This window comes from Lysobacter sp. P5_B12 (assembly GCF_056400425.1).
Window position 1 is genome coordinate 1 of record NZ_JBFULG010000004.1, and the last position, 23,878, is coordinate 23,878.

23 protein-coding genes are annotated in these 23,878 nt (G+C 66.9%); 8 read left to right on the forward strand and 15 right to left on the reverse strand.

The genetic code is table 11. The features are described 5' to 3' along the window. On the forward strand, positions 1-318 hold a 318-nt coding region (locus tag AC1DOM_RS07825; protein ID WP_498961952.1), incomplete at its 5' end, for a hypothetical protein. A gap of 508 nt (positions 319-826) precedes the next feature. On the opposite strand, the gene pilH is transcribed toward AC1DOM_RS07825, so the two are convergent. From pilH to purB, 11 genes are all read right to left on the reverse strand, one after another. Further along, positions 827-1,222 carry a twitching motility response regulator PilH gene (gene pilH / locus AC1DOM_RS07830; RefSeq protein WP_498961953.1) on the reverse strand — a complete coding sequence of 132 codons (396 nt, stop codon included), beginning with the start codon at positions 1,220-1,222 and terminating at the stop codon, positions 827-829. Positions 1,223-1,296: 74 nt separating this feature from the next. Further along, a complete protein-coding gene (locus AC1DOM_RS07835) occupies positions 1,297-2,283 on the reverse strand; it encodes a YhdH/YhfP family quinone oxidoreductase (RefSeq protein ID WP_498962485.1) in 987 nt (328 codons plus the stop codon). An 8-nt stretch (positions 2,284-2,291) separates the two neighbouring features. Further along, entirely contained in the window at positions 2,292-2,885 is a 594-nt protein-coding gene (locus AC1DOM_RS07840) for an LOG family protein (protein WP_498961955.1), read from the reverse strand. Next, complete coding sequence (locus AC1DOM_RS07845; protein ID WP_498961957.1) at positions 2,885-3,742, reverse strand: class I SAM-dependent methyltransferase; 858 nt, start codon at positions 3,740-3,742, stop codon at positions 2,885-2,887. The genes AC1DOM_RS07840 and AC1DOM_RS07845 overlap by 1 nt, the downstream gene beginning before the upstream one ends. 22 nt (positions 3,743-3,764) lie before the next feature. Next, the gene (gene lpdA, locus AC1DOM_RS07850; protein ID WP_498961959.1) at positions 3,765-5,189 is read right to left on the reverse strand and encodes a dihydrolipoyl dehydrogenase; all 1,425 of its coding nucleotides are present in this window, start codon (positions 5,187-5,189) and stop codon (positions 3,765-3,767) included. Between the two features lie 5 nt (positions 5,190-5,194). Continuing rightward, complete coding sequence (gene sucB, locus AC1DOM_RS07855; protein ID WP_498961961.1) at positions 5,195-6,391, reverse strand: dihydrolipoyllysine-residue succinyltransferase; 1,197 nt, start codon at positions 6,389-6,391, stop codon at positions 5,195-5,197. Between the two features lie 36 nt (positions 6,392-6,427). Then, positions 6,428-9,271, reverse strand: a complete 2,844-nt coding sequence (locus AC1DOM_RS07860; protein ID WP_498962487.1) for a 2-oxoglutarate dehydrogenase E1 component — start codon at positions 9,269-9,271, stop codon at positions 6,428-6,430. A gap of 136 nt (positions 9,272-9,407) precedes the next feature. Then, positions 9,408-10,325 (reverse strand): GNAT family N-acetyltransferase, encoded by a 918-nt coding sequence (locus AC1DOM_RS07865; RefSeq protein WP_498961963.1) that lies wholly within the window; start codon positions 10,323-10,325, stop codon positions 9,408-9,410. Positions 10,326-10,330: 5 nt separating this feature from the next. After that, the gene (locus AC1DOM_RS07870; protein WP_498961965.1) at positions 10,331-11,527 is read right to left on the reverse strand and encodes a JmjC domain-containing protein; all 1,197 of its coding nucleotides are present in this window, start codon (positions 11,525-11,527) and stop codon (positions 10,331-10,333) included. After that, positions 11,524-11,925, reverse strand: coding sequence for a VOC family protein (locus AC1DOM_RS07875; protein ID WP_498961967.1), 402 nt, complete (start codon positions 11,923-11,925; stop codon positions 11,524-11,526). Before AC1DOM_RS07875 ends, AC1DOM_RS07870 begins: the two co-directional genes overlap by 4 nt. Positions 11,926-11,948: 23 nt before the next feature. Further along, positions 11,949-13,316: an adenylosuccinate lyase gene (gene purB, locus AC1DOM_RS07880; RefSeq protein ID WP_498961969.1), complete on the reverse strand. Its 1,368-nt coding sequence runs from the start codon at positions 13,314-13,316 to the stop codon at positions 11,949-11,951. Between the two features lie 84 nt (positions 13,317-13,400). Between purB and AC1DOM_RS07885 the strand changes: the two genes are divergently transcribed. Next, a complete protein-coding gene (locus AC1DOM_RS07885; RefSeq protein WP_498961971.1) occupies positions 13,401-14,831 on the forward strand; it encodes a class II fumarate hydratase in 1,431 nt (476 codons plus the stop codon). A 57-nt stretch (positions 14,832-14,888) separates the two neighbouring features. Here AC1DOM_RS07885 and AC1DOM_RS07890 read toward each other — a convergent pair whose 3' ends face one another. The 4 genes from AC1DOM_RS07890 to AC1DOM_RS07905 are packed head-to-tail and all read right to left on the reverse strand — an operon-like array spanning position 14,889 to position 17,650. Continuing rightward, complete coding sequence (locus AC1DOM_RS07890) at positions 14,889-15,929, reverse strand: hypothetical protein (RefSeq protein ID WP_498961973.1); 1,041 nt, start codon at positions 15,927-15,929, stop codon at positions 14,889-14,891. Next, entirely contained in the window at positions 15,926-16,804 is an 879-nt protein-coding gene (locus AC1DOM_RS07895) for an ABC transporter ATP-binding protein (protein WP_498961975.1), read from the reverse strand. The genes AC1DOM_RS07890 and AC1DOM_RS07895 overlap by 4 nt, the downstream gene beginning before the upstream one ends. After that, positions 16,801-17,175, reverse strand: a complete 375-nt coding sequence (locus AC1DOM_RS07900) for a GntR family transcriptional regulator (protein ID WP_498961977.1) — start codon at positions 17,173-17,175, stop codon at positions 16,801-16,803. Before AC1DOM_RS07900 ends, AC1DOM_RS07895 begins: the two co-directional genes overlap by 4 nt. Positions 17,176-17,179: 4 nt before the next feature. Further along, positions 17,180-17,650: a hypothetical protein gene (locus tag AC1DOM_RS07905; protein WP_498961979.1), complete on the reverse strand. Its 471-nt coding sequence runs from the start codon at positions 17,648-17,650 to the stop codon at positions 17,180-17,182. A gap of 238 nt (positions 17,651-17,888) precedes the next feature. On the opposite strand from AC1DOM_RS07905, the gene AC1DOM_RS07910 reads away from it, so the two are divergent. From AC1DOM_RS07910 to AC1DOM_RS07935, 6 genes are all read left to right on the forward strand, one after another. After that, positions 17,889-18,800 carry an FKBP-type peptidyl-prolyl cis-trans isomerase gene (locus tag AC1DOM_RS07910; protein ID WP_498961981.1) on the forward strand — a complete coding sequence of 304 codons (912 nt, stop codon included), beginning with the start codon at positions 17,889-17,891 and terminating at the stop codon, positions 18,798-18,800. Between the two features lie 64 nt (positions 18,801-18,864). Further along, positions 18,865-19,641: a BamJ family beta-barrel-assembly machinery protein gene (bamJ, locus tag AC1DOM_RS07915; protein WP_498961983.1), complete on the forward strand. Its 777-nt coding sequence runs from the start codon at positions 18,865-18,867 to the stop codon at positions 19,639-19,641. 95 nt (positions 19,642-19,736) lie between these two features. Beyond that, positions 19,737-21,086, forward strand: coding sequence for a UDP-glucose dehydrogenase family protein (locus tag AC1DOM_RS07920; protein ID WP_498961985.1), 1,350 nt, complete (start codon positions 19,737-19,739; stop codon positions 21,084-21,086). A 4-nt stretch (positions 21,087-21,090) separates the two neighbouring features. Beyond that, complete coding sequence (locus AC1DOM_RS07925; protein WP_498961987.1) at positions 21,091-21,312, forward strand: SlyX family protein; 222 nt, start codon at positions 21,091-21,093, stop codon at positions 21,310-21,312. Positions 21,313-21,390: 78 nt separating this feature from the next. Continuing rightward, entirely contained in the window at positions 21,391-22,065 is a 675-nt protein-coding gene (locus tag AC1DOM_RS07930) for a DUF2058 domain-containing protein (RefSeq protein ID WP_498961989.1), read from the forward strand. A 42-nt stretch (positions 22,066-22,107) separates the two neighbouring features. Beyond that, entirely contained in the window at positions 22,108-23,865 is a 1,758-nt protein-coding gene (locus tag AC1DOM_RS07935; protein WP_498961991.1) for a hypothetical protein, read from the forward strand. The last annotated feature ends 13 nt before the right edge of the window (positions 23,866-23,878 follow it).

A 23,878-nucleotide genomic window follows, 5' to 3' on the forward strand; every position in this document is an offset into this window, starting at 1 on the left:
ATGGTGGCGTTGAACCCAATCAACACGACGACAAACCAGCGCACCCCGCTTTACCCCACCCAAAAAGAAACCCGCCATGCGGTGGGCTTCTTTTTGACCTCCCCTGGAGGGGAGGTGCAACCCGCTTTGCCATCAGATCGCCGCGAGGAACGTCGCCTGCCAGAGGCGACCATGTGCGAAGACTCGAGCGCCGAGGTGGGCGACGTTCCGTCCGTCTGGAGTGCTGGCAGTCGGCGCGCATCGATCACCCGTGACGGACCCACTCATCAAGAGCTGTCGCGAAACCACCAGCCGCCAGCGCAGCGGTCGTCGCGTTGAAGGCCACATTGCGGAGCGTGAGCTCTTGCGGAGCAATGTGGCCTTCAATGCGGCGTGCCGATGCGCCCGGATGGTGGCGTTGAACCCAATCAACACGACGACAAACCAGCGCACCCCGCTTTACCCCACCCAAAAAGAAACCCGCCATGCGGTGGGCTTCTTTTTGACCTCCCCTGGAGGGGAGGTGCAACCCGCTTTGCCATCAGATCGCCGCGAGGAACGTCGCCTGCCAGAGGCGACCATGTGCGAAGACTCGAGCGCCGAGGTGGGCGACGTTCCGTCCGTCTGGTGTGCTGGCAGTCGGCGCGAATCAATCAGCCGCGTCGGACACACTCATCAAGTGCTGTCGCGAGACCACCAGCCGCCAGCGCAGCGTGCCGATGCGCCCGGATGGTGGCGGCGCACGCAAACAACCGATGACAACTCTGCGCACCCCGCTTTACCCCACCCAAAAAGAAACCCGCCATGCGGCGGGCTTCTTTTTGACCTCCCCTGAAGGGGAGGTAATTCACTCTTCCGACGCAGGCGCCGCCGGCATCTCGCCACCCAGCATCTGCTGGATCATCTCGGCGAGCTCCGATTCGCTGAAAGGCTTGGTGATATAAGCCTTCGCACCCTGGCGCATCCCCCACACCCGGTCCGTGTCCTGGTCCTTCGTGGTCACCAACACGATCGGAATGTGCTTGGTCGTCGCCTCGCGCGTGATCGAACGCGTCGCCTGGAACCCGTTGAGGTTCGGCATCACCACGTCCATCAGGATCAGGTCCGGCAACTCACGCTTGGCCGCCTCCACGCCCGCGGCCCCGTCCTCGGCGGTCAACGCCTCGTGGCCGAGTTTTTCGACGATGCGGCGAATCCCCATCAACTGGGAGGGCGAGTCGTCGACGATCAGGATGCGAGCCATGGGGGTCCCCGGAGATTCTCGGCGCATTCTAACGGGGCGGACCCGTCAGGCAAGCCGCATCTGATTGTTTTCGATTACAGCCGCACCAGGGTGCGCCCCAGGGAGGCGCCCGCCAGCATCGTGTCGAACACCACAGGCAGCTCGCCCAGTTCGACTTCCCGCGTGCAGATGCGCTCCAGCTCCGCCGGTTTCCAGTCCGAAGACAGGCGACGCCAAACCTCCTCGCGAATGTCCCGCGCCGTGCCGGCCGAGGCCACGCCCAGCAAGGACACGCCGCGAATGATGAAGGGCATCACGGTTGCGTCCAGCGCGGGCGACGCAGCCAGGCCTGCGCTCGCCACGTTGCCGTAGGGCGCGGTCTGCGCGAGCAGGCTGGTGAGCATCGCGCCGCCGACGTTGTCCAGGCCGCCGCCGAAGCGCGCGGTTTCCATCGGGCGCCTGGTTTCGAGTGCATCACGGCCGAGGACGTCCTTCGCACCCAGGGCTCGCAGGTACGACGCCGCATCGGGTTTCCCGCTGATCGCGTGCACCTCGTAACCGGCGCGCGAAAAGATCGCGATCGCCAATGAGCCGACGCCGCCCGTCGCGCCCGTGACCGCGAGCGGCCCGAGCGCGGGCGTTTGCCGGTTGTCTTCCATGCGCAGCAACGCGAGCGCGGCGGTGAAACCCGCGGTGCCGAGGATCATGCTCTCACGCAATGACAACCCTTCGGGCAGCGCAATCGTCCACTGCGCGGGCAGGCGCACGTATTCGGAATAACCGCCGTCGCGCGTTTCGCTCAGGCCGCTGCCGGTGGCCAGCACCTCGTCGCCTTCCTTGAAGCGCGGGTCGGTGGAAGCGACGACGTGCCCCGCGACATCGATCCCGCCCACGAGCGGAAACCTGCGCAGGATCTTCCCCTTGCCCGTGCCTGCGAGTGCGTCCTTGTAATTGACGGACGAGAACGCGGCGCGAATGACGACTTCGCCGGGTGCGAGATCGTCGAGCGCGATCTGTTCGATCCCGCTGCGATAGCCCGCGGCGTTCTCGTGGATGCGGAAGGCGGCGAATTGCTCGGGCATGTCGGTCATCAGCGCAGATCCTTTCGGCGTTTGCCATCCATGTGTTTCGATGCATGCGCCGGTTCGTACGCGCGCATCCATGCGATCAGTGCATCGAGATCGTCGCCGTGCCACAGGTCGCGGCGCTGGTCGGCATGCAGGAAGCGCTCGGCGACCATGCGGTCCATCATCGCGGCGAGCGGTTCGTAGAAGCCTTCGACGTCGAGGAAGGCGCAGGGCTTGTCGCCCAGGCCGAGCTGGCGCCAGGTGAGCATCTCGAACATTTCGTCCAGCGTGCCGAAGCCGCCGGGCAGGGCGACGAAGGCATCGCTCAGGTCGAACATGCGCGCCTTGCGCTCGTGCATGTTGGCGACGACCTCCAGGCGCGTCAGGCCGCGATGCGCGACTTCCCAGCCGACGAGTTGTTCGGGGATCACGCCGATCACTTCGCCGCCGGCAGCGAGCGCGGCATCGGCGACGACGCCCATCAGGCCGACGTTGCCGCCGCCGTAAACCACCGCAAGCCCTTCGCGCGCCAGGCGCGTGCCCAGCGCCGTGGCTTTGTCTGCGTATGCGGGGCGCGCGCCGTTGTTCGACCCGCAGTACACGCACACCGAGCGCATCAATCCGACTCCAGCAGCGCGATGCCGGACATGCGCAGTTGTGCTTCGCGCTGCTTGCGCGGCGAGATGTTCAGCAGGAAGTTCCAGAACGCCGCGCCCTTGGGTTTGCGATTCAGGCGCATCGCGTCGGTCCAGGTGGAATGCCATTCGCTTTCGCGCCAGCCGGCGTCCTTGAAGAACGCCGTGCCCTCGGCCGGGCCGAAGCGGAAAGGCGCGTTGCCGCTCTTCAACGTCGGCGACCAGCGCTTTTCGAGGATCTTCAGCAGGCGCGGCGAAGCCAGGTCCATCAACCACCAGCGCGCCTTCGCGATGTCGTGCAGGTCGCGTGCGAGTGCGGTGACGTCGCTGGCTTCCAGGTAAATCAACAGGCCTTCGGTGATCGCGAACACCGGGCCTTCTTCGGCGGCCTTGGCGAAGACTTCGCGACGCGTGTTCGCATCGCGCAGATCGGCGGGAATGAATTCGAGCCGGCACTTCGGCGTTTCGCCGGCCATGCCGGTGCGGAAGTAGTCGACCATCTCCGGCATGTCGACGTGCAGCCAGCGCAGGTCGGAAGGGAGATCGAGGCGATAGGGACGCGCGTCGAGGCCCGCGGCGAGATTCAGGATCGTCTTCGCGCCGCTGCGCACCAGGCGCAGCACGATGTCGTCCATCACCGACGTGCGGACGACGAGCGGCCAGCTCGTCTGCGAACCATCGGGCAGCGCTTCGACGATCGCCTGCCCGCGCGCGCCGCCGAGGCGGCGCGCATAGGGATCATGGAAGAGCGCATCGGCGCGCTCGGTTTCCATCGCGCGATAGGTCGCGACCCAGAGCGCGGTATCGGAGACGTTGCGGATGGGGTTTGTATCGACCATCGCAACGCCTCCTTGGTACGGCTTAGTTCGCCTTGTGGATGGCGCGTTTGTGCACTGCCATCGCCGCGTCGTGCACCGCTTCCGACAGCGTCGGATGCGCGTGGCAGATGCGGGCGAGGTCGTCGGCCGAGCCGCTGAACTCCATCGCGAGCACGCCTTCGTGCACGAGCTCGGAGACGTTCACGCCGACCAGGTGCATGCCGAGGATGCGGTCGGTTTCCGCGTGCGCGAGGACTTTCACGAAGCCCGCGGGCTCCGCCATCGCCACCGCGCGGCCCAACGCCGCGAACGGGAAGCTGCCCGCCTTGTACGGCGTGCCGTCGGCCTTGAGCTGTTCTTCGGTCTTGCCGACCCAGGCGATTTCCGGTTCGGTGTAGATGACCCACGGAATCGTGTCGAGGTTGACGTGGCCCGGCAGGCCCGCGATCAACTCGGCCACCGCGATGCCTTCCTCGAAGCCCTTGTGCGCGAGCATCGGGCCGCGCACGCAATCGCCGACGGCCCACACGCCGTCAACGCCCGTGTGGCAATGCTCGTCGACTTCGATCATGCCGCGCGCATCGAGCTTGACGCCCGTGCCGTCGGCGAGCAGGCCCTTGGTCGCGGCGCGACGGCCGACCGACACCAGCAGCTTGTCGACGGTGATCGTCTGTTCGCCCTTGGCGTCGGTGTAGGTGAGGACGACTTCGTTCTTTTTCACTTCGGCCTTCGACACCTTCGCGCCGAGGCGGATGTCCAGGCCCTGCTTCTTGAATTCGCGTGCGGCGGTCTTGGCGACTTCCGCGTCGGCGGCGGCCAGGAAATCCGGCAGCGCTTCGAGGATCGTCACTTCGGAGCCCAGGCGCTTCCACACCGAGCCCAGTTCCAGGCCGATCACGCCGGCGCCGATCACGCCCAGGCGCTTGGGCACTTCGGTGAAATCGAGCGCGCCGACGTTGTCGACGATCGTCTTGCCGTCGAACTTCGCGAACGGCAGTTCGATCGAATCCGAACCCGCGGCGATCACCACGTTCGTGCCCTTGAGCTCGACGGTCGAACCATCGTGCTGCTTGACGGTGACGATATTGCCCGGTTGCAGCTGGCCGAAACCGTAGAACGGCGTGACCTTGTTCGCCTTGAACAGCATCGCGATGCCGCCGGTGAACTGCTTCACGATCTTGTCCTTGCGACCGATCATCGTGCCGATGTCGATCGCCGGATTGGACGCGGTGATGCCGTGTTCGCCGAACAGGTGGGTGAGGTTCCAGTACTGGCGCGAGCTGTCGAGCAGCGCCTTGGACGGGATGCAGCCCACGCGCAGGCAGGTGCCGCCGAGGGCGGGCTTGCCGTCCTTGCCGAGCGCGGCGTCGATGCACGCGGTCTTCAGGCCGAGTTGCGCGGCACGAATCGCAGCGTGGTAACCGGCGGGGCCGGCACCGATGACGATGACGTCGTAGTTGTCTGCCATGTCGATTACATCCCCAACAGCATGCGGTGCGGATTTTCGAGCTGGTTCTTGATGTCGACCAGGAAGAGCACCGCGTCCTTACCGTCGATGATGCGGTGGTCGTAGCTCAGCGCGATGTACATCATCGGCGCGGCGACGACGGCGCCGTTCTCGACGATCGCGCGTTCCTTGATGGCGTGCATGCCGAGGATCGCGCTCTGCGGCGGGTTGACGATCGGCGTGGACATCAACGAACCGAAGGTGCCGCCGTTGGTGATCGTGAACGTGCCGCCCTGCAGGTCTTCCAGCTTCAGGCCGCCTTCGCGCGCGGCCTTCGCGTAGGCCGCGATGCCCGCTTCGATTTCGGCGAAGCCCATGCGCTCGACGTTGCGCAGCACCGGCGTGACCAGGCCCTTCTCGGTCGACACCGCGATCGAGATGTCGGCGTAGCCGTGGTAGATGACGTCGTTGCCGTCGACCGACGCGTTGACGGCCGGGTGGCGCGCGAGCGCGTTGGCGGCGGCCTTGGCGAAGAAGCTCATGAAGCCGAGCTTGATGCCGTTGGCCTTCTCGAATTGTTCGCCGAGGTCCTTGCGCATCTGCATGACCTTCGCGAGGTTGACCTCGTTGAAGGACGTCAGCATCGCGATGGAATTCTTCGACTGCATCAGGCGCTCGGCGATGCGCGCGCGCATGCGCGTCATCGGCACGCGCTGTTCCGGGCGCGCGGAAGCGGCGACGGTGCCGCCGGCCTTCGCGTAGTTGACGAGGTCTTCCTTGGTCACCGCGCCGCGGCGGCCGGTGCCTTCGACCTGCGCCGGATCGATGCCTTCGGAGGCGGCGGTGAAGCGCGCGCCCGGCGGGAGTTCGCCGGTGGCGGCGGCCGGTGCCGGCGCGGCCTTCGCAGCGGCAGCCTTCGGTGCTTCGGCCTTGGGTGCTTCAGCCTTCGGCGCTTCGGCCTTCGCCGGCGTCGCGGCGGCAGCGGCGCCTTCCTCGATCACGGCGATGACCTGTTGCGAGGTCACGGTCGCGCCTTCTTCGAACTTGATTTCCTTCAGCACGCCGTCGACGGGAGAGGGCACTTCCAGCACGACCTTGTCGGTCTCCAGGTCCAGCAGGTTTTCGTCGCGCTTGACCGCTTCACCGGCCTTCTTGTGCCAGCTGGCGATGGTCGCGTCGGAAACGGATTCGGGAAGGACCGGAACTTTGACTTCGATGGCCATATCAGGCGTCCTGGGTTCGATGAGGATTGCGAGCGATCATTCCGGGCACGCGTCGCCATGCACCGGATTGACCAGTGCATCGGCGACGAGCGCGGTCTGCTCGGCGACGTGTTCGGCAAGATGGCCCGCTGCGGGCGAGGGCGACCGCAGGCGACCGGCGTAATTGAGCGTCTGCTTCGGCTGCAGGCAGAAACGCAGGTGGTGCTGGATCTGGTACCACGCACCCTGGTTCTGCGGTTCTTCCTGGCACCACACCACTTCGGTGGCCGACGGGAAGCGTTGCAGTTCGGCGATGAGCTGCGTGCGCGGGAAGGGATACAACTGTTCGACGCGCACGATCGCCACGTCCGTGATCCCGCGCTTTTGCGCTTCTTCGATCAGGTCGTAGTACACCTTGCCGCCGCACACGACGACGCGCTTGACCTTCTTCAGGTCGGCGGCCTTCGACGGGATGTTGCTGGCGGGGATCAGTTCCTGGAACTTGCCGTTCGCCAGTTCGTCCAGCGAAGACACCGCGAGCTTGTGGCGCAGCAGCGACTTGGGCGTCATGACCACGAGCGGCTTGCGCGTATCCATGCGCTGCTGGCGGCGGATCATGTGGAAGGCCTGCGCCGGCGTGGTCGGCGTGCAGACGACCATGTTGTCGAGCGCGCACAACTGCAGGAAGCGTTCCAGGCGTGCGGAGCTGTGCTCCGGGCCCTGGCCTTCGTAGCCGTGCGGCAGGAAGAGCGCAAGACCGCACAGGCGGCCCCACTTGGCTTCGCCCGACGACAGGAACTGGTCGATGACCACCTGCGCGCCATTGGCGAAGTCGCCGAACTGCGCTTCCCAGATGTCGAGCGTCATGGGATCGGCGGTGGCGTAGCCGTATTCGAACGCCATCACCGCTTCCTCGCTGAGCAGCGAGTCGATGATCGCGACGTCCTTCTTGTCCGCGACCAGTTCGCGCAGCGGCAGGTAATAGGCGTCGGTGTTCTGGTCGTGCAGGATCGCGTGGCGGTGGAAGAACGTGCCGCGGCCGCAGTCCTGGCCGACCAGGCGCAGCTTGTTGCCTTCGGTCAGCAGCGTGGCGTACGCGAGGTTTTCCGCGAAGCCCCAGTCGCCCGGGAGTTCGCCGGCCGCCATCTTGCGGCGGTCTTCGTAGATCTTCGCCACGCGCGGATGCAGCTTGACCGTGTCGGGAATCGTGTTGATCTGCGCGGCGAGCTTGTCGATCTGTTTGCGCGCCACCTTCGTGTCGACGGGATCGGACAGCTTGCCCTTGAAGCGCGACCAGTCGACGGCGAACTCGTCGTTGGTGACTTCGACGACTTCGGTGGTGACTTCGCCGGCATCGAGCTTGTTGCGGTACGCGTCGACCATCGCCTGCGACTGATCGGCCTTGATGTCGCCGGCGGCGTCCAGGCGCGCGGCGTAGAGCTCGCGCGTGGTCTTCATCGCACGGATCTTCTGGTACATCAGCGGCTGCGTCGCCGCCGGCTCGTCGGCTTCGTTGTGGCCGTGGCGGCGGTAGCAGACCAGGTCGACCACGACATCCTTGAGGAAGCGCTGGCGGAAGTCGTAGGCAAGCTCGGCGACGAAGGCGACGGCTTCGGGATCATCGCCATTCACGTGCAGCACCGGCGCGCCGACCATCTTGGCCACGTCCGTGCAGTACAGCGTCGAGCGCGCGTCTTCGGCGGCGCTGGTGGTGAAGCCGACCTGGTTGTTGATGACGATGTGCAGCGTGCCGCCCACGTTGAAGCCGCGGGCCTGCGACATCTGGAACAGTTCCATCACCACGCCCTGGCCGGCGAACGCGGCGTCGCCGTGCATCAGGATCGGCAGGACGGACTTGCGTTCGGTGTCCTTGCGGCGCATCTGGCGCGAGCGCACCGAACCGACGACCACCGGGTCGACGATTTCCAGGTGCGAGGGATTGAACGCGAGGGCCAGGTGCACCGGGCCGCCGGAGGAGGCGACGTCGGCGGAGAAGCCCATGTGGTACTTCACGTCGCCCGAGTGCGCGCGGTCGTCGTGTTCGAACTTGCCTTCGAATTCGTCGAACAGCTTGCGCGGCGGCTTGCCGAGCGTGTTGACCAGCACGTTGAGGCGGCCGCGGTGGGCCATGCCCATCACGACTTCGCGCACGCCGTCCCCGCCGCCGCGACGGATGATCACGTCGAGCATCGGGATCAGGCTGTCGCCGCCTTCCAGCGAGAAGCGCTTCTGGCCGACGTATTTGGTGTGGAGATAACGCTCCAGGCCTTCGGCGGCCGTGAGGCGCTCCAGGATCCGGGCCTTCTGCTCGGGCGTGCGGCCGTAGTTGCCGCCCGCGGTTTCCAGGCGTTCCTGCATCCAGCGACGTTGTTCGACGTCGGTGATGTGCATGTACTCCACGCCGATCGGGCCGGTGTACGTGGACTTGAGCACGCCGACGATGTCGCGCAACTTCATGCGCGGCTTGCCGGCCAGCCCGCCGGTGGAGAACTCGGCGTCGAGGTCGCCTTCGGACAGGTGGTGGAAGCCCAGCGCCAGGTCCGGCGCATCGGGTTTGACGGCCATGCCCAGGGGATCGAGGTTGGCCTGCAGGTGGCCGCGCGAGCGGTAGGCGGTGATCAGGCGGCCGACCGAACGCTCGCGGGCATCGCCCGCGCCGGCGGCGGGCGGTGCGTCGAGCAGGCCGCGCGCGGCGCGACGGCCGGCTTCGGCAACCTGTTCCATCACCACGCTGTGGGGGACGTCACCGGCTTCGCGACCCTTGAGGCCGTCGAAATACGACTTCCATTTCGGCCCGACCGACTCGGGGGAGACCAGGTACTGCTCGTACAGGTCCTCGAGATAGGCGGCGTTGGCGCCGAGTTGGGAGGACTGCGCAAACTGCTTCAGGAGACTGTCCACAATGCGGTCGGGAAGCTCTTCGATGGGGGCAAGCGGGTGCGCGCTCAAGTCCGATCAGGCGAACGAGGCGCGAAAGGCCGGGAATTATAGCCCTGCGAATCAGAGCCCTGCACCCAAATGAACAGGATGGGACGCGTCAGATGCCCAATGCGCGGTACTCGCTCACCGGTCGCGCGCGTTCCCACACCGCCATGAACGCCCCGCGCAACTGCCGCGCGCGGCCCGGCGCATGGAGATCGGCCTCGCCATCGAAGCGGTGGCCCAGGGCGCGGAAGTAATAACCGCCGAGGTCGTTGGCCAGGTACGCGGAGGGGTAGGCCTTGTCGACCGGATCGTCGACTTCGCGGAACAAAAAGACGCTGGGCAGGCGCTGGGCCAGCGCGAGTAGCGGTGCGTGCCCGCGCTGCGGGGCGGTCGCATCCTGCAGCAGCACGCGCAGCTCGTTGCCGCGCCCGGCGGTGCCGAACCGGCGCAGCGCGTCGATCACCGGCGGCGCATCGAACAGGCCCGGGTCGAGGTCGCGGGTGTAGAGCCACAGGCTGCGGCGCGCGTCGCGCACGATGTCCACGATGGTCTCGATCGCCGCATCGCGATGTTCCACCGCCGCCGGGCCGCCGAGCATGCGGCGCATGGATTGGTGCTCGATGCCCGCTTCCCAGAAGCGCTCGCCGTAGGGCAGGAAGCCGTGGCGGAGGTAGAACGGGATCGCCGGGGTCTGCGCGTGCAGGGAGATCTCGCGCCATCCGCGCTGCCTGGCCTGCTCGATCAACGCCAGCAGCATCGCATCGCCCACGCCCTTGCCGCGCCATTCGCGCAGGACCGCCATGCGGCCGATCTTGTGCTCGGGCGTCAGGCGGCCGGTGCCGATGGCCGTGCCGTCGAGCGCGCGCGCGAGTACGTGCACGCAGTGCGGGTCGAGTTCGTCCCATTCCAGGTCGAGCGGCACTTGCTGCTCTTCGACGAACACGATCTCCCGCACCGCGCGCAGCTGGTTGAGGGCCGCTTCGTACTCGACGGCCTCGATGCGGAAGGGTTGGCTGGGCTCGCTGTCCATGGCGGTCACTCGTCCTCGTCGATCAGCATCCGGTAATGCCCTGCTTCCACCAACGCAAAGACCGCATCGCGTCCGGCCTGCGAAAGGGACGCGTATTGCCGACCTTCCAGCGTGTCGGCGCCCGCCAATGTCTTCGCGTCCTTCACGGGCATGGCGAAGGCCAGGCCGCTGACGAACAGATGCGCGCCCTTGCCGGCGCGGCGCCATACGGCCCGCGACCACGGATGGCGCGACAGGCGCGCGCCTTGGCCCAGGTCCCACTCCAGTTCGATGCGCGAGGGCGTGGCGTCGGGCGCCTGCACTTCGCCGGCGGCGCGGTAGAGCGTTGCGAAACGCGCGAACCAATCGCCCAGGCGCTCGGGGTCGTTCATGCGCAAGGCATTCAGCGCGGCGACGGCGCGGTCCATCGCGGCGGCGTCGATTTCGTTCGGATCGGACGGAACGGTGAGGTCGGGATCGGCGTAGCGCAGCGATTCGTCGGCGTCGGCGGCGAGCGTGTCGACGAAGTCGCCGAGCAACTCGGCCGTGGACGGCGCGCGCATGCCGATGGAGAAGGTCAGGCACGGATCCTCGGCGACGCCGTGGTGCGGCACGCCGGGCGGCAGGTAGAGCATGTCGCCCGGCGCGAGGATCCAATCGTGCGTCGGGTTGAAATCGCGCAGCAGTTTGAGTTCCACGTCGTCGCGGAACGCGATGTCGGGCTTGTGCCCGGCATCGATCTGCCAGCGGCGATGGCCGTGCGCCTGCAGCAGGAACACGTCGTATTGGTCGACGTGCGCGCCGACCGAACCACCGGTGGCCGCGAAGGACACCATGATGTCGTCGATGCGCCAGCGCGGCAGGAAACCGAAGGCCGGCAACAAGGCCGCGACATCGGCGTCCCACTTGTCGACGTCCTGCACCAGCAGCGTCCAGTCGTGATCGCCCAGTTGCGGGAACAGCTCCTCTTCGAAGGGCCCGTGCCGCACCATCCACGAATCGCCCGCGCGGTCGTGCGCGATCAGCCGCGACAACGCCGCCTCTTCGCACGCCAGGCCCGCGAGGTCTTCGGGTGCGATCGGCGAAACGAAACCTGGAAACGCATTGCGGATGAGCAGGGGGCGTTTCTGCCAGTAATCGCGCAGGAACACCTCCGGCGGCATGCCCAGCGGCGGCAGATGCGTGGCGTCGACTTCGAAGGGCATGGCTTTGTTGCGTTTCATTGCGTGGCGATCTCGTCATAACCGCGGCCGAGGAATTGCAGCAGGCACCATCCGTGTCCCCACGGATCGGCCAGTTGCACGATGCGCCCCCAACCGGCTTCGCGCACGGCGCCTTCCTGCACCGCGCCGGCGGCGACCGCGCGGATCAATGCCGCGTCGAGGTCGTCGACCACGACATCGACATGCACGGGCGTCCAATGCCGCAGATAGTCGCGCGCCGCGGCACCGGCGCCGATCGTGCCGGCCGCCTTGTGGAGCAGGTAGATCGGGACATCGCCACCGAGCAGTTCCAGTGCGTCGTGGCCGAAGCTGCGGCCGCGGCGCAGGCCGAAGGCTTCGCCATAGAAACGCTCGGCCGTGGCGATCTCGGGGACGTCGATGTTGACCAGCATCCGCATCGCGCCACCTCCCTCGTCGTCGATCAGATGTCCTTCGCCAGGCGTTGCGCCAGACCGATGTAGGTCGCGGGCGTGAGTAGCGCCAGTCGCTCGCGAGCATCCTCCGGCAGGTCGAGCGAGGCGATGAAGGTCTTCATCGACTCGGCCGTGATGCCCTGGCCGCGCGTGAGCGCCTTGAGCTGTTCGTAAGGATTGGGCAGTCCGTGGCGGCGCATCACCGTCTGCACCGCTTCGGCGAGCACTTCCCACGCGGCGTCGAGGTCGGCGGCCAGGCGGTCGGGATTCGTGCTGAGCTTGTTCAGCCCGCGCAGCAGCGCGTCGAAACCGATCATCGAATGGCCGAAGGCGGTGCCGAGCGCGCGCAGCACCGTCGAATCGGTGAGATCGCGCTGCCAGCGGCTGATCGGCAACTTGGCCGCGAAGTGTTCGAACAGCGCATTGGCGATGCCGAAGTTACCTTCCGCGTTTTCGAAGTCGATCGGATTGACCTTGTGCGGCATCGTCGAGCTGCCCACTTCGCCGGCCTTCACCGCCTGCTTGAAGTAACCCAGCGAGATGTAGCCCCAGATGTCGCGGCACAGGTCGATGGCGATCGTGTCGATGCGCTTGCACGCATCGCACAGTTCGGCGACGCCGTCGTGCGGTTCGATCTGCGTGGTGTAGGGCTGGAAGTCCAGGCCGAGCGAGGCGACGAAGCCCTGCGCGAGCTTCGGCCAGTCGACTTCCGGGTACGCGCTGACGTGTGCGTTGTAGTTGCCGACGGCGCCGTTGATCTTGCCCGGCATCGGCAGTGCGGCCAGCACGCTGCGCTGGCGATCCAGGCGCGCGACGACGTTCGCGATTTCCTTGCCCACCGTCGTGGGCGAAGCGGTCTGCCCGTGCGTGCGCGAGAGCATCGGCAGCGCGGCGAGTTCGTGCGCCATCGTGCGCAGCTTGCCGATCAGCTCGTCGAGCTTGGGCAGCAGCACCGTGTCGCGCGCTTCGCGCAACATCAGGGCGTAGGAGAGGTTGTTGATGTCTTCGCTGGTGCAGGCGAAGTGGACGAACTCCAGCGCGGGGCCGAGGGCAGCATCGTCCTTCAGCGTTTCCTTGATGAAGTATTCGACCGCCTTGACGTCGTGGTTCGTCGTGCGCTCGATGTCCTTCACGCGCGCGGCGTTGGCGACGGAGAAGTCGTCGGCCAGGGCCTGCAGGCGCTTGCGCGCGGCCGCGTCGAAAGCGGGAAGTTCCACGACGCCGGCCTCGTCGGCCAGCGCGAGCAGCCACTGCACTTCCACCCGTACGCGCGCCTTGATCAGCCCGTACTCGGAGAAGATCGGGCGCAGCGCGTCGACCTTGCCCGCATAGCGGCCGTCGAGCGGGGACAGGGCGAGCAGCGGGGCGTCGGTCATTTCAGGCGGTTTCGGGGCCAGGGAGCGCGCAAGTTTAAACGCTTGCGGGCGTATGCTCCCGCCGACCGCCCCCAGGAGCCCGAGATGGCGACGCGAAACACCCGATCGGCAGGCAAGCGCGGCGAGCGCATCGAACACGACAGCATGGGCGAACTTCGCGTTCCGGCCGACGCGCTGTGGGGTGCGCAGACCCAGCGCGCGGTGCAGAACTTCCCGATTTCCGGGCGCCCGATGCCGCGCGGGTTCATCCGCGCGCTCGGGCTCATCAAGGCCGCGGCCGCCGACGTCAACGCCGGGCTGGGCCTGCTGCCCAAACGCCAGGCCGCGGCGATCCGCGCGGCGGCGCTCGCGGTGGCCGAAGGCACGTGGGACGCGCACTTCCCGATCGACGTCTACCAGACCGGCTCGGGTACTTCGAGCAACATGAACGCCAACGAGGTGATCGCCGCGCTCGCCTCGCAGGCCGGCAAGGCGGTGCATCCCAACGACGACGTGAACCTCGGGCAGAGCTCGAACGACGTCATTCCCACGGCGATCCGCGTTTCCGCGCAACTGGCCGTCATCGACGACCTGCTGCCCGCGCTCGACCACCTGCGGCGCACGATCGAGCGCAAGGGCCGCGCGAACGGCAAGGTCGTCAAGACCGGCCGCACGCACCTGATGGATGCGATGCCGCTCACCTTCGAACAGGAATTCGGTGCGTGGGCTTCGCAGTTGGCCTCGGCGCGCGAGCGCCTGGTCGATGCCGGCAAGCGCGTGCGACGGCTGCCGATCGGCGGCACCGCGATCGGCACGGGCATCAACGCCGATCCGCGCTTCGGCAAGCGCATGGCGAAGGCTTTGTCGGATCTGTCGGGGACGCGTTTCGAATCGGCGGCCGACAAGTTCGAAGGCATCGCTTCGCAGGACGACGCGGTGGAACTCTCGGGCCAGCTCAACACGCTCGCCGTCGCGCTGATGAAAATCGCCAACGACCTGCGCTGGATGAACGCCGGTCCGCTCGCGGGCCTGGGCGAAATCGAATTGCCTGCGCTGCAACCCGGCAGTTCGATCATGCCGGGCAAGGTCAACCCGGTGATCCCCGAAGCCACGTGCATGGTGTGCGCGCAGGTGATGGGGCAACACGCGACGGTGACGATCGCCGGTGCGTCGGGCAACTTCCAACTCAACGTGATGCTGCCCTTGATCGGCGCGAACCTGCTCGATTCGATCCGCCTGCTGTCGAGCGTGATGCGCCTGCTGGCCGATTCGGCGATCGACGGGCTCAAGGTGCGCAAGGACAAGGTCGACGAAGCACTCGGCCGCAATCCCATCCTGGTGACGGCGCTCAATCCGGTGATCGGTTACGAGAAGGCCGCGGCGATCGCCAAGCGTGCGTATGCCGAGAAGCGTCCGGTGTTCGATGTCGCGCTGGAAATGAGCGGTCTGCCGGCGGCGAAGCTCAAGGCGCTGCTCGATCCGGCGGCGCTGACCAAGGGCGGCATCGGCGCCGGCGGCGCGGGCGGCGGCGGCTGAAAAAAAATGCCCCGGCGCGAGCCGGGGCGAGTGGGGGTACAGCATCCTTTCCAGGGATCAGTTGTCGTCGCGCCAGCGGCGCAGGCGGATGGCCGCGACGATCATTGCGATGCCGACCGCGGCGCCGATCCACATCTGCAGCGTTCCGAACACCGAGTACATGCTCTGGATGTGGGACAGCACGTTGAAGTCGGCGGGGTTGTCGATGTGCACGTTCTGCGCCGTCATCCACATGCCCGGGAAGACCGAGGTCAGCGAGCGAAGCACGATGTGCTGCCAGAACCAGCCGGTGTCGAGGTTGAAGATGTTCATCACGTCGAACCAGGCCACGAAGATGCCGGCGAACACGGGGATCATCACCGCCCACAGGAAGGGCTTGGAGCGCGCCCACGCCGAGCAGAGCATCAGCCAGCCGACCGTCGGCAGGGCCCATGCGGCGTACACCGGGATCGCGGCGACCAGCGTGCCGGCGACCTGCAGCGGATGGCCCATGCCCCAGTAGAAGGTGAAGGGGTTGAGGCCGTGCATCGGCATGACCAGCGTGACGACCAGGCCGAAGGCGAACATCGTGGCGATGGCGACGCCCGTGGCGATCACCGGTGCGACGACCAACGCGCTGGCGGCCTTCGACAACACGGTGTCGCGATCGGACACTGGCAGCGACTTCCAGAACAGCACGCTGCGGTCCTTGCGCTCGTCGTACAGCGCGCCGAGGCAGTAGAAGAACACCACGAAGCCCAGCACGATGAAGGGCCACAGCGAGGAAACGAGCAGCGAAGCGTCGACCGCCTTGCTCCACTGTTCCAGGTCGCCCGCGCTCATCTTGTCGGTGAGGTGCCCGAAGTTCAGTCCGTTGATCTGGATGCTGTCGCCGTGGAGCTTGCCGGCGGCCAGCGCCTTGCGTGCGCCGACTTCGGCCACCAGCAGCGCCATCAGCGCGAGCACGACCGAAATACCGCCGGCCCAGATCGGCGCCCAGAAGAACCCGCCCTTGTGCTCCCAGAACTCGCGGCGCAACAGCAGCTTGAGCTTGTGGGTGGGGTGGGGCGCGGCCACGGGTGCGCGGCGCGGTTCGCCATCAAAGGTGGATGCGTTCATGCGTAGGTGCCCTTCATGGTGGCGACGAACAGGTCGGCGAGGCCCGGCGTGCGGGTTTCGCCCAGGCCGGCGAGGCGGTTTTGTTCGACGCCGTCGAACAACATCACCGTCTTGCCGAACGGCAGGCTGCGCTCGTCGATCGGGCGCAGGGTGCGTGCTTCCTCGGTACGATCGGCGTTGACGAGGACTTCCACGTAACGCTGGCCCACTTCGTCCATCGGCGCGGACAACACGATCTTGCCGTCGCGGATGAACATCACGTCGGTGAGGATGTGTTCGATCTCCTCGACCTGGTGGGTGGTGATCACGATGGTCTTGTTCTCGTCGAAGTAATCCTCCAGCAGGCGCTGGTAGAACTGCTTGCGATACAGGATGTCCAGGCCGAGCGTGGGCTCGTCGAGCACGAGCAGCTTGGCGTCGATCGCCATCACCAGGGCCAGGTGCAACTGCACGATCATGCCCTTGGACAGCTCGCGCACTTTCATGTTGGGCTTGAGCTGGGTGTTGGCGAGGAAGCGTTCGCAGCGCGCACGGTCGAAGCGCGGATGCACGCCGGCGACGAACTCGATCGCTTCGCGCACGCGGATCCAGCGCGGCAGCACCGCGACGTCGGCGATGAAGCACACATCGTTCATCAGCGCGTCGCGTTCGGTGCGCGGGTCGCGGCCGAGGACGCGCAGGTCGCCTTCGAACGGGATCAGGCCGAGCAGCGCCTTCAGCGCGGTGGTCTTGCCGGCGCCGTTGGGGCCGATGAGACCGACGATGCGGCCCTGCGGGATCTCGAACGCGGTGTTGTCCAGCGCGACCTTGTTCTTGTATGCCTTGCGCAGGTTGCGTGCGCTGACGACGGACTGGGTTTCCACGGCGACGTTCATGCCTGGCCTCCGTTCGGGGCGGCGTTGCGCAACAGGCGATCCAGCGAGAGGCCCAGGCGCTGGATGCGTTCGAGCACCAGCGGCCATTCCTCGCGCAGGAAGCGCTCGCGCTCGCTGCCAAGCAGTTTTTCCGACGCACCTTCCGTGACGTACATGCCGAGACCCCTGCGTTTTTCGACGATGGCTTCGTCCGCGAGCTCCTGGTAGGCGCGCGAGACGGTGATTGGGTTGAGTTGGTATTCGGCGGCCACCTGGCGCACCGAGGGCAGTGCGTCCCCCGGCTTCAGGATCCCGTCGAGCAGCATCGCCACGACGCGTTCCTTCAGCTGGCGGTAGATGGGAGCGCCGTCGCTCCATTCGATTGCGGTCATTGGTTCAGCCTCGCGGCGCAAAGGAGAAGAAGGGCATCGCGACCGACTGGCGGCCGAATGCACGCTTGGGGGTGGGCTTGGCCTGCTCGGCGTCGGCCGGCTCGACCGCGGCGAAGGTGTCCGGGTTTTCCATCCCGTCCATCGCGGCGGCGAGCGCGGCGAGCGTCGCGGCTTCGGCCACGAAACCGAAGACTTCGCCGACCGCCTGGCCGTCGTCCTTCGTTTTCGCAAGATTGGCCTGCAGCTGCTGGGCGCGTGCTTCGATGCGCTTGGCGGCAGCGGCGGCGTGGCGGCCTTCGGCGACGATCTTCGCCAGCTTCGCGTCGGCCGGCGCGTGGACCGCGGCCGGTTGCACGACGGGGGCGATGACGTTTTCGCGGGCCGAGGGGGCAGGATTCGCCGCCATCAGGCTCAGCACGAGGAGCCCCGAGGTCGCGAACAGCGCGGTGACCGTGTTGTGGAGCTTGCGGTTCATGGTGGGCGTCCTGCTCTGGGTGATCGGTGTTGTAGGCAACTATAACACCACCATTCCCCCGGTCAACAACCAAGTGACCCAACTAAAGGCATACGCCGACGACCGGCAGGGCCCGCGGGCCTGAACCATTTCCCTTCGGGGAGGTTTGCCGTGAAGACCCGCGGGCACCGACAATGCGCGGCCGCCCGGCGCGCCCAGGGCGCGTTCCCCCGGCACCACACGAAAGGAGTTCCACCGGATGAAGGGTTTCGTGCGCGGCATCGCCGCGTTGCTGGCACTGATCGCACTGTCGGCGCATGCGCAGGACAAGACGAAGCTGGTCACCGAGCGCGACAAGGTGAGCTACATGGTCGGCATGGACATCGCCGAATCCAATGCGCCCATCGGCCCCGACGTGGACATCGCCGCGTTCGATCGCGCGCTGCGCAACGCGATGGCCGGCAAACCGCCGCTGATCGACGAAGCCACCGCGCGCAAGACGGGCGAACAACTCATGGCGCGCGTCACCGCGCGCAAGCAGCCCGACGCGAAGCTGCCCGATGTTTCGAAGACCGACGTCGGCCTGCTCGTCGGCATCGAATGGGGCCGCCGCCTGGCGCCGTTCCAGGACGAAATCGACATCCCCGTCCTGCTGCAGGCGATGCGCACCGCGTTCTCCGGCGGCAAGCCGTTGATGAGCGCCGAGGAGGCGACCATCGTGCGCCAGGACTTCGATACCAAGCTCAATTCCCTCGCCGTCGCGCGTTCGCAGCAGGGCGCGGTCGACAACGAGAAGGCCGGCGCCGATTTCCTCGCGAAGAACAAGGCGCAGAAAGGCGTGTTCACGACGAAATCCGGCCTGCAGTACATGATCCTGCGCCAGGGCGCGGGCCAGCGCCCGATGCCGGGCGACCGCGTGCGCGTGCTCTATCGCGGCACCTTGCTCGACGGCACCGAATTCGACAGCACCAGCGACGGCCAGCCGCGCACGTTCTCGCTCGCCCAGGTCATTCCCGGCTGGAGCGAAGGCCTGGCGATGATGCCGGTCGGCGGCAAGTACCGGTTCTGGATCCCCGGCGCGCTGGCTTACGGCGCATCGGGCATGCCCGATGGCAACATCGGCCCGAACGCGACGCTCGTGTTCGATGTCGAACTGCTCGGCGTCGAATGACCCCTTCGATTTCCCCGACTTTTCCTTTTTCCTTTCCCCGATCGATTTCCTGGAGCGCCCAACGATGAAGCTGTCCATGCGCCACGCACTCGTCCTCACCGCCGCCGCCGCCGCGGCCTTCGCCGCCGGCTGCAAACCGCCGGAAAAGACCGACGCCAACGCCCCCGCCGCCGCCTCCACGGGCGCCAAGAGCGCGCAGATCGCCGGCCTGCCCACCGAAAAGGACCGCGTGAGCTACATGGTCGGCATGGCGCTGGGCAAGCAGCTGGAGCCGATCAAGGATGAAGTCGACTTCGACGTCATCTCCAAGGCGGTCAAGTCCACGCTCAAGGGCGAGAAGCTGCTGATGACCGAAGACCAGGCGCGCCAGACCAGCGAAGCCTTCGGGGAGAAGATGCAGCAGAAGGCGGTGGCCAAGGCCGAAGCCGACGCCAAGAACAACCTCGAAGCCGGCAAGAAGTTCCTCGCCGACAACGCGAAGAAGCCGGGCGTGCAGACCACGGCCTCCGGCCTGCAGTACCAGGTCGTGACCGAAGGCAAGGGCCCGAAGCCGAAGGCCGGCGACGTCGTCCGCGTCCATTACAAGGGCACCACGCTCGACGGCAAGACCTTCGACAGCTCCTACGATCGCGGCCAGCCGGTCGTCTTCCCGCTCGACCAGGTCGTGCCGGGCTGGCAGGAAGGCATCCAGCTGATGCCGGTGGGCAGCAAGTTCAAGCTGTGGATCCCGGGCAACCTGGGCTACGGCGAGAAGGGCACGCCGGGCGGCCCGATCGGCCCGAACGCCACGCTGGTGTTCGACGTCGAACTGCTCGACATCGTGCAGCCGCCGAAGCAGTAAACCGCCTGCAATGACGTGGTCACGCCGCGGTTTCACCGCGGCGTGACGATGGCGGCTGCGACCATGCCGCCCATTCAAGCTCATCAGGGAATTCCATGCGCGTCACCATCTTCGGTACCGGCTACGTCGGACTCGTCACCGGAACCTGCCTGGCGGAAGTCGGGCACGACGTGGTTTGCGTCGACATCGACCAGGCCAAGGTCGAGGGCCTCAACCGCGGCGTGATCCCGATCTACGAGCCGGGCCTGGAGCCGATGGTCAAGGCCAACCACGCCTCCGGCCGCCTGAACTTCACGACCGATGCCGCCGCCGCGATCGAACACGGCGACATCGTCTTCATCGCCGTCGGCACGCCGCCGGACGAAGACGGCAGCGCCGACCTCAAGTACGTCCTCAACGTCGCACGCACCATCGGCCAGCACGTGCAGCGCGCGGTGGTGGTGGTGAACAAGTCGACCGTGCCGGTCGGCACCGCCGACAAGGTGCGCGCGGCGATCGCGCAGGAACTGGTCAACCGCCGCACGACGCTCGTCTTCGACGTCGTGAGCAATCCCGAATTCCTCAAGGAAGGCGACGCGGTCAACGACTGCATGCGCCCCGACCGCATCGTCGTCGGCACCGACAGCGCGCAGGCGCTGGAAAAACTCAAGCGCCTGTACGCGCCGTTCAATCGCAACCACGAACGCATCGTGGCGATGGACGTGCGTTCGGCCGAGCTCACCAAGTACGCGGCCAACGCGATGCTGGCCACCAAGATCTCCTTCATGAACGAGATCGCGTGCATCGCCGAGCAGGTGGGCGCCGACATCGAACACGTGCGCCAGGGCATCGGTTCGGACCCGCGCATCGGTTGGCATTTCATCTATCCGGGCGCCGGTTACGGCGGCTCGTGCTTCCCCAAGGACGTGCAGGCGCTGGCCTGGACCGCGCAACAGTACGGCTGCAATCCGCGCCTGCTCGACGCGGTGGAAGCGGTCAACGCCGCGCAGAAGCAACACCTGTTCGAATTGATGCAGCGCCATTTCCCCGACGGCGTGGCCGGCAAGACGGTCGCGGTGTGGGGCCTCGCGTTCAAGCCGAACACCGACGACATGCGCGCCGCTTCCAGCCGCACGCTGCTCGCGCAATTGTGGGAAGCCGGCGCGCACGTGCGGGCCTTCGACCCGGAAGCCACGCAGGAAGCGCGCCGCATCTTCGGCAATCGCGACGACCTGCATCTGTGCGCGACGGCGAACGAAGCGCTGCACGACGCCGATGCGCTCGTCGTGGTCACCGAGTGGAAGCAGTTCCGCAGCCCAGACTTCGGCAAGCTCGCAAAAACGTTGAAGGACAAGGTCGTCTTCGACGGCCGCAATCTCTACAACCCCGAGGAAGTCGAAGCCGCGGGCCTGCAGTATTACGGCATCGGGCGCGGTCGTTCCCTGCGCACCGAAGCGAAGGCCTGATGCGATGACCCAGGGCGATGCGCTCGAAGCGCGCGTGGTGGAACTGGAAACGCGCATCGCCTTCCTGGAGGGCGCGCTCGGCGAAATGAGCGACGCCCTCGCGGCTGCCCGCATCGAAGCCAGCCGCAACGCCGAGTTGTTCCGCCGCGTGCTCGAGGAAATGAAATCCTCGCGCACCAGCCAGATGGCCGATCCGGCGGACGAACCGCCGCCGCCCCACTATTGACGCATCGGGGCTGCATCGCCGCGCGCGATGCGGCATATTTGGCGCCGTCCAACCGCACGTCCCCCACGCAGTCCCGAAATGAGCGAAACCCTGCGCAACCAGTTGCTCGGCCTGGGCTTCAAGCCCGCGCCGAAGCCCGAGCGTCCCAAGCCCTCGCCGCAAGCCGGCCAGCCCAAGCCTGCGCACGGTGCGAAGCCGGGGCAGGGCGGGAAGCCTGCGCATGGCAAGCCTGCGCATGGCAAGCCGGCGCAAGGACAAGGCCGTCCCCAACACGGCAAGCCGGCGCAGGCGAATGCGCGGCCCGCGCACGGCAAGCCGCGCACGCGCGAAGACATCGACCTTGCGAAGGCGTACGCCATCCGCGCGCAACGCGAGAAGGACGAGCGCATCGAGGCCGAGCGGCAGAAGCAGGAAGCCGCGCGCCAGCGTCGCGAAGCGAAGGCCGCGCTGACCGCGTTCCTCCAGGACAAGGCGCTCAACGTGGCCGATGCGGAAATCGCGCGCCATTTCGAATATGGCGGCAAGATCAAGCGCATCTACGTGACCGAAGCGCAATTGAAGGCGCTCAACGCCGGCGAACTCGGCGTGGTGCAGAACGACGGCCGTTACGTGCTCGTCGATGCCGCGACGCTCGCGCAGGCCGAAGGCATCTTCGCGCCGGCCGTCGCGCTGAAGGTCGATCCCAACGCGCCCGCCCAGGACGACCCCTACGCCGATCCGCAATACCAGGTCCCCGACGACCTGGTCTGGTAAGGCCATGGCCGGTGGCCGCGCCCGTGGGCGTTGGCCCACGGCGTGGGCACGCGCGGACCGCTACGCACCGAACTGATCGTCGGGGTCACGAGTCATCGTGACCTGGACCCCACGCAATTGCCGCAACTGCGCGCACAGGTGCGCGAAGCGTTCGCGGTGTTGCGCGCGCGTTATCCCGACCTCGCCCTCGTCGTGGTCTCCGCGCTCGCCGAAGGCGGCGACCGGCTCGTCGCGGAAATCGCGCTCGATGCCGGTGCGCGCCTGGTCGTGCCCTTGCCGCTGCCGATCGAGTTGTATCGCGACGACTTCACCAACGCGCAATCGCAGCACGATTTCGCGCGCTTGCTCATCGACGCCGAGACCGTGCCGCTGAAGCTGGTCGAACCGGATCTGGATGTGTTGCGCAACACCGGCCCCGCGCGCGATCGCCAGTACCTGCATGCCGGCCTGTTCGTCGCGAACCATTGCCACGTGTTGTTCGCCCTGTGGGACGGGCGCGAGGAATTCGGAACGGGCGGAACCGCGCAGATCGTGCGGTATTACCTCGGTGGCCCCGTGCCGGGCGCGCGACGCGCGACGGACAACCTCCGGCAAATGCTCGCGGGCGACGACGACAGCCTCGTGCTGCATTTCCACGTGCGTCGCAGCGGGGATGCCACGCAGACGCCCGCGACCAAACACCATCGTGCCCATCCGCCTGAGTTGCCGGCACGGCGGGGGCGCCGGAAGTCCCTGCCGGCGGGCGAGACCGGAGAGCCGACCTGGCGCACCACCGCGGGCCAACGCGCGTTCTCCGCCGGGCCGCCACCGGAATACGACCGCATCTTCCGGCGCATGCAGGCCTTCGAGATCGATCGCAATACGCTCGACCCAAAGGCGCTGCCCGCCGCCAGCGATGATCCGGCCGAACGCACGTGGCGCGAAGCCGACGCGCTCGCCGTGCGCTTCCAGCGCCGCACGCAGTGGGCGATGCGTGCGATCCACCTGCTCGCCGTCGCGATGGGCCTGGCGTTGCTGTTGTATTCCGATTTGGGCGCGCCGGACCTGATGTTGTGGGTGTTCCTCGGTTTGTTCGCCGCGGGCCTGGCCATCGCATTCGCCGCGCACCGATGGGACTGGCATCGCAAATACATCGACTATCGCGCGCTCGCCGAGGGCCTGCGCGTGCAGACCTTCTGGCGCCGCGCGGGCCTGACGATCACCGGCGATGCGGAGTTCGCGCACGACAACTTCATGCAGAAGCAGGACGTCGAGCTGGGCTGGATCCGCAATGTCATGCGCCAGGTGGGCCTGGCGCGCACGACACCGTCGCCCGATGCCGACGATGCGGCGCAAGCCGTCGCCGAAGTCATCGACGCCTGGGTCGGGCGCCCCGGGCAATCGGGGCAATTGGCGTACTACGAGCGCAAGTCGGTCCTGCGCGAACGCCACCATGTCCGCACGCGCGCGCTCGGCGCGGCGTGCCTGTGGGCCGGCATCGGCATCAGCCTGATGCTCGCGCTGTTCCATCGTGGCTTCAGCGACGACACGCGCGGCCTGCTCGTGACTTTGATGGGCGCGCTCTCGCTCATCGCCGCGGTGCGCGAGGCCTATGCGTATCGCAAGGCCGACAAGGAACTGGTGAAGCAATATCGCTTCATGCATCGCATCTACCGCAACGCGCGCCTGGCGCTCGATGCGGCGGCGGGGACGCAGGAGAAACGCGAAATCCTGCGCGCCCTGGGCGAAGCGGCGCTCGCCGAGCACGCGGAGTGGGCGTTGATGCATCGCGACCGCCCGATCGAACACGGGCGGCCGTAAGGCGCCGCATCGA

Excerpts from the sequence above, each read along its gene's own strand:
- pilH (WP_498961953.1), bottom strand. The coding sequence starts at position 1,222 with ATGGCTCGCATCCTGATCGTCGACGACTCGCCCTCCCAGTTGATGGGG.
- AC1DOM_RS07835 (WP_498962485.1), bottom strand. The coding sequence starts at position 2,283 with ATGCCCGAGCAATTCGCCGCCTTCCGCATCCACGAGAACGCCGCGGGC.
- AC1DOM_RS07840 (WP_498961955.1), bottom strand. The coding sequence starts at position 2,885 with ATGCGCTCGGTGTGCGTGTACTGCGGGTCGAACAACGGCGCGCGCCCC.
- AC1DOM_RS07845 (WP_498961957.1), bottom strand. The coding sequence starts at position 3,742 with ATGGTCGATACAAACCCCATCCGCAACGTCTCCGATACCGCGCTCTGG.
- lpdA (WP_498961959.1), bottom strand. The coding sequence starts at position 5,189 with ATGGCAGACAACTACGACGTCATCGTCATCGGTGCCGGCCCCGCCGGT.
- sucB (WP_498961961.1), bottom strand. The coding sequence starts at position 6,391 with ATGGCCATCGAAGTCAAAGTTCCGGTCCTTCCCGAATCCGTTTCCGAC.
- AC1DOM_RS07865 (WP_498961963.1), bottom strand. The coding sequence starts at position 10,325 with ATGGACAGCGAGCCCAGCCAACCCTTCCGCATCGAGGCCGTCGAGTAC.
- AC1DOM_RS07870 (WP_498961965.1), bottom strand. The coding sequence starts at position 11,527 with ATGAAACGCAACAAAGCCATGCCCTTCGAAGTCGACGCCACGCATCTG.
- AC1DOM_RS07875 (WP_498961967.1), bottom strand. The coding sequence starts at position 11,925 with ATGCGGATGCTGGTCAACATCGACGTCCCCGAGATCGCCACGGCCGAG.
- purB (WP_498961969.1), bottom strand. The coding sequence starts at position 13,316 with ATGACCGACGCCCCGCTGCTCGCCCTGTCCCCGCTCGACGGCCGCTAT.
- AC1DOM_RS07885 (WP_498961971.1), top strand. The coding sequence starts at position 13,401 with ATGGCGACGCGAAACACCCGATCGGCAGGCAAGCGCGGCGAGCGCATC.
- AC1DOM_RS07890 (WP_498961973.1), bottom strand. The coding sequence starts at position 15,929 with ATGAACGCATCCACCTTTGATGGCGAACCGCGCCGCGCACCCGTGGCC.
- AC1DOM_RS07895 (WP_498961975.1), bottom strand. The coding sequence starts at position 16,804 with ATGAACGTCGCCGTGGAAACCCAGTCCGTCGTCAGCGCACGCAACCTG.
- AC1DOM_RS07900 (WP_498961977.1), bottom strand. The coding sequence starts at position 17,175 with ATGACCGCAATCGAATGGAGCGACGGCGCTCCCATCTACCGCCAGCTG.
- AC1DOM_RS07905 (WP_498961979.1), bottom strand. The coding sequence starts at position 17,650 with ATGAACCGCAAGCTCCACAACACGGTCACCGCGCTGTTCGCGACCTCG.
- AC1DOM_RS07910 (WP_498961981.1), top strand. The coding sequence starts at position 17,889 with ATGAAGGGTTTCGTGCGCGGCATCGCCGCGTTGCTGGCACTGATCGCA.
- bamJ (WP_498961983.1), top strand. The coding sequence starts at position 18,865 with ATGAAGCTGTCCATGCGCCACGCACTCGTCCTCACCGCCGCCGCCGCC.
- AC1DOM_RS07920 (WP_498961985.1), top strand. The coding sequence starts at position 19,737 with ATGCGCGTCACCATCTTCGGTACCGGCTACGTCGGACTCGTCACCGGA.
- AC1DOM_RS07925 (WP_498961987.1), top strand. The coding sequence starts at position 21,091 with ATGACCCAGGGCGATGCGCTCGAAGCGCGCGTGGTGGAACTGGAAACG.
- AC1DOM_RS07930 (WP_498961989.1), top strand. The coding sequence starts at position 21,391 with ATGAGCGAAACCCTGCGCAACCAGTTGCTCGGCCTGGGCTTCAAGCCC.